General features: G+C 72.3%; 2 protein-coding genes. Both read right to left on the bottom strand.

Translation table 11 applies throughout. The annotated features are described in order from the left end of the window. On the bottom strand, nt 1-1,539 hold a 1,539-nt coding region (locus tag RWP81_RS15455), incomplete at its 3' end, for a biotin carboxylase N-terminal domain-containing protein (RefSeq protein ID WP_314457595.1). Between the two features lie 41 nt (nt 1,540-1,580). Beyond that, on the bottom strand, nt 1,581-3,209 hold the full coding sequence (locus tag RWP81_RS15450) for a carboxyl transferase domain-containing protein (RefSeq protein WP_314457593.1): 1,629 nt from the start codon (nt 3,207-3,209) through the stop codon (nt 1,581-1,583). Between the last annotated feature and the right edge of the window lie 210 nt (nt 3,210-3,419).

Raw genomic sequence — 3,419 nt, 5'->3', positions numbered from 1 at the left:
GTACTCGACCGGGCCGCCCGTCACACGAGCACCGACCTCGGCCGGCGCGACCGTGTGCATGCGCCCGGCATCGTCTTCCAGCGCCACCGCGCGAGGGGACACCGCTCCCCCGGCACGCCACGCTCCGACGCGATCCCAGACGGAGCTGCCGGTCGAGAGCCCGGCATCCGACACCACCCGCGCGGCGACCGCCGAGAGGGCGCCCTGCGTCGGCTGCGGCACCTCGGGTGTCCCCCTCCGGTCGAGGAGCCCCGTGTCGAGGTCTCCCGCCCGCACGGCGGGATCGGCGAGCAGGGCCCGCAGGTCGGCGATGTTGGTGTCGACGCCGAGCACGACGGTCTCGGCGAGCGCCGCGTCGAGCCGGGCCAGCGCGGTCGCCCGGTCGGGGCCGTGCGCGATGACCTTCGCGATCATCGGGTCGTAGTGGGCGCTGACGACGCTGCCGGTCTCGACCGCGCTGTCGACGCGGGCGGATCCCGGATGCCACAGGGTGACGGTCCCGGTCGCGGGGAGGTATCCGCGAGACGGTGTCTCGGCATATACCCGCGCTTCGACCGCGTGACCGTCGAGACGGACCTCGGGCAGGTCGAGCGCGAACCCGGCGGCGACCCGCAGTTGCTGCTCGACGAGGTCGATGCCGGTCACGAGCTCGGTGACGGGGTGCTCGACCTGCAGGCGCGTGTTCATCTCGATGAAGAAGGGCTCGTCGAGCCGGTCGCCCGCGACGAGGAACTCCACGGTCCCCGCACCGAGATACCCGACGCTGCGGGCGGCGGCGACCGCCGCCTCGCCGAGAGCGTCGCGCAGAGCGGCGTCGACGACCGGGGAGGGGGCTTCTTCGATCACCTTCTGGTGCCGCCGCTGGAGCGTGCATTCGCGCTCGCCGAGCGAGAGGGTCGTCCCGTGCGCGTCGGCGAGCACCTGCACCTCGATGTGGCGCGGGCGCTCCAGCAGCCGCTCGAGCAGCAGGGTGTCGTCACCGAAGGCAGCCATGGCCACGCGGCGGGCGGTGGCGAGCGCGTCGGCGAGGTCGTCGGGGCGGGTGGCCACCGTCATCCCCTTGCCGCCGCCGCCGGCGGAGGGCTTCACGAGCAGGGGGAAGCCCGCTCTCTCGGCCTCGGCGGTGATCTGGGCATCGGAGAGACCGTCGGCCGAGAATCCCGGCACGGTCGGCACGTCGTGGGCGGCGACGTGTGCTTTCGCGCGGATCTTGTCACCCATGACCTCGAGTGCCTCGACTCCCGGTCCGACGAACACGACCCCGGCGGCCGCGCACGCGCGGGCGAAGTGGGCGTTCTCGCTGAGGAAGCCGTAGCCCGGGTGCACGGCCTCGGCACCGGACGACGCCGCGGCGGCGACGATGGCGTCGACGTCGAGGTACGACGCCACACGCACGGCGTGATCGGACTCGCGCACGTGGGGAGCCTCGGCATCCACGTCGGTGAACACCGCGACCGAGCGGATGCCGAGGCGTCGCAGGGTACGCAGCACCCGGCGCGCGATCTCGCCGCGGTTGGCGACGAGGACGCCGGTGAACATCCGGGGCGCCTCGGCGCCCATGGAGGGAGAAGTCACCGGGATCACATCCGGAAGAGGCCGAAGCCCCGGTCGGCCATCGGCACCCGGCTCACGACGTCGAGTGCGAGCCCGAGCATCGTGCGGGTGTCGACGGGGTCGATCACGCCGTCGTCCCAGAGCCGGGCGGTGGCGTAGTAGGGGTCGCCCTGCTCGTCGTAGCGGGCGCGGATGGGCTGCTGGAACGCCCGGTCGTCGGCATCCGTCCACTCCTCCCCGCGCGCGGCCCGCTGATCGCGCTGCACGGTGGACAGCACGGATGCCGCCTGCGCGCCGCCCATGACCGAGATGCGGCTCGCGGGCCAGGTCCACAGGAACCGGGGGTCGTAGGCCCGCCCGCACATGGCGTAGTTGCCGGCGCCGTAGGAGCCTCCGACGAGGACGGTGAGCTTGGGGACGCGGGTGGTGGCGACGGCGGTGACCATCTTGGCGCCGTCCTTCGCGATGCCGCCGGCTTCGGCGTCTCGTCCGACCATGAATCCGGTGATGTTCTGCAGGAACAGCAGGGGGATGCCGCGCTGGTCGGCGAGCTCGATGAAGTGGGCGGCCTTGAGCGCCGATTCGCTGAAAAGCACGCCGTCGTTGGCGATGACGCCCACGGGGTGACCGTGCAGGCGTGCGAAGGTCGTGATGACGGACTCGCCGTACAGCGCCTTGAACTCGTGCAGGGAGCCGGCATCGACGAGGGTGTCGATGACGGCCCGCATGTCGACGGGCTGGGTGACGTCGACCGGGACGATGTCGTAGAGGTCTTCCGGCGGTCGTACCGGGGCGTGGGGGGCGAGCACCTCCCACACTGGCGCGGGGGTCGGCGGCAGGGTGGCGACGATGTCGCGCACGATCTCGAGCGCGTGCTCGTCGTCGTCGGCGAGGTGGTCGACGACGCCCGAGCGGCGGGCGTGCAGGTCGCCGCCGCCGAGCTGTTCGGCCGTGACGTCTTCGCCGATCGCGGCCTTCACCAGCGGCGGGCCGCCGAGGAACACCGTCCCCTGGTTCCGCACGATGACGCTCTCGTCGCTCATCGCGGGGACGTACGCACCGCCCGCCGTGCACGAGCCCATGACCGCGGCGATCTGCGGCACGCCCGCGGCCGACAGCTGCGCCTGGTTGCGGAAGATGCGGCCGAAGTGATCACGGTCGGGGAACACCTCGTCCTGCAGGGGCAGGAACGCCCCGCCCGAATCGACCAGGTAGATGCAGTGCAGGCGGTTCTCGAGCGCGATCTCCTGCGCGCGAAGGTGTTTCTTCACCGTGAGGGGGAAGTACGCCCCGCCCTTCACCGTCGCGTCGTTGGCGACGACCATCACGTGGCGTCCGTGCACGAGCCCGATCCCGGCGACGACACCCGCGGCCGGAGCGCCACCGTCGTACAGGCCGTGGGCGGCGAGCGGAGCGATCTCGAGGAAGGGGCTGCCCTCGTCGAGCAGACGGTCGATGCGGTCGCGGGCGAGGAGCTTTCCCCGGGCGGTGTGGCGTTCGCGGGCGGCGTCCGAGCCTCCGCGCGCGGTGCGGGCGAGGGTGTCGCGGAGGGCCTGGGCGAGGCTCCGCTGCGTCGGCCGCGTGCCGTCGGCGCGCAGGGAGACGTCGGGCGTGTCCGCGGCCGGGGGTGTTGCGATGACCGGTGCTGTGCTCATGGCGGCTCCGTCTCGACGCCGCTTCGTCGACGGCGCCGTCGTTCCGTCGGGATCGTTCCCGAGGGGGATTCTCAGTTAATGTTGGCTAACTGAAATCCCAGGCTAACCCGACAGGATGCCGATGACAAGACCGCACGACGACCCCCTCGGGGCGTCTTCCCGCGTCTCGACGGGGCACGCCGCCCTCACCGCGCGCGATCGCGCCAAGGC

The organism is uncultured Microbacterium sp., assembly GCF_963521695.1.
In the GTDB taxonomy this organism is placed as follows: Bacteria; Actinomycetota; Actinomycetes; order Actinomycetales; family Microbacteriaceae; genus Microbacterium.
The sequence above is the reverse complement of the archived record's forward strand: the minus strand, read 5'-3'. Positions and strand labels throughout refer to the sequence as shown.

Bases quoted from the DNA above. Each gene is read 5' to 3' on its own strand.
- RWP81_RS15450 (WP_314457593.1), bottom strand. From the start codon at position 3,209: ATGAGCACAGCACCGGTCATCGCAACACCCCCGGCCGCGGACACGCCC.